The sequence below is a fragment of the Aerococcus sp. L_32 genome (assembly GCF_050689315.1).
Genome location: NZ_JBOEQF010000725.1, coordinates 1 through 904, shown reverse-complemented (window position 1 = coordinate 904; position 904 = coordinate 1). Strand labels below are relative to the sequence as shown.

Sequence of the window (904 nt, the reverse complement as noted above, 5' to 3'; positions counted from 1 at the left end):
CGCCATCCGCAGGGCATGTTCACTGTCAACAACGCCCCATTCAACCACGTTCTTAACCGCTTGAATCAAGGTCAAGACTGACCCAGCTAAATTACCTGACTCAAGTCGCGCTTCACCATCTTTTACAATAACCGGGAATTCGCCTAATTGGTAGTGGCCATCAGGCATACCTGCCGCTGACATGGCATCTGTAATCAAGACTGTTTTGTCCCATCCTTTGGCGTTCACCAAGGCTTTGGTTGCACCTGGATGGACATGTTTCCCATCACAAATTACTTCCGCATAGGTATCATCCGTTGCCATCGCTGCCCCAACCATTCCTGGATTGCGGTGGTGTAAACCAGACATGCCGTTATAAGTATGGATGAAAATGTTGGCACCCGCATCAACCACTGCAGTTGCTTCTTCATAAGTCGCAGATGAGTGGGCTAGGGCTACTCGTACCCCTTCTTTCGTGATAGTTTCTGTGAAAGCTTTAGCCGTTTTCCGCTCTGGCGCTAGGGCAATTTTATTAATCAAACCTTTAGCTGCTGACTGCCAGATTTCAAATTGACCCAAGTCAGGATCACCCATGTAGGCTGGGTTTTGTGCCCCCTTGTGTTCTTCCGTAAACCATGGCCCTTCGAAGAATATACCTAAGATTTTCGCCCCCTCAGCTTCCTCGTAGTGGTCACCAATTTTACCAGCAACTGATGTCAATAAGTCAGCAGAAGAAGTTAAGGTCGTTGGCAAAAAGGCTGTCACACCTGTTGATGGCAACCCTTTAGACATAGTCTGGACTGCTTCAAAATCGTCGTCCATCACATCTGCCCCTTGGAAACCATGGATGTGGGTATCCACTAAACCAGCCGCCACTGTATAACCCGTGTAGTCTTTAACCTCACCTTTTAAGGGTTTCTCTAAC

1 protein-coding gene is annotated in these 904 nt (G+C 47.9%); it reads right to left on the bottom strand.

The window, feature by feature from the left end; translation table 11 throughout:
• Positions 1-904, bottom strand: a 904-nt coding sequence (gene nagA / locus ACRCJ0_RS15990) for an N-acetylglucosamine-6-phosphate deacetylase (RefSeq protein ID WP_431391158.1), incomplete at both ends; no start/stop codon positions are given.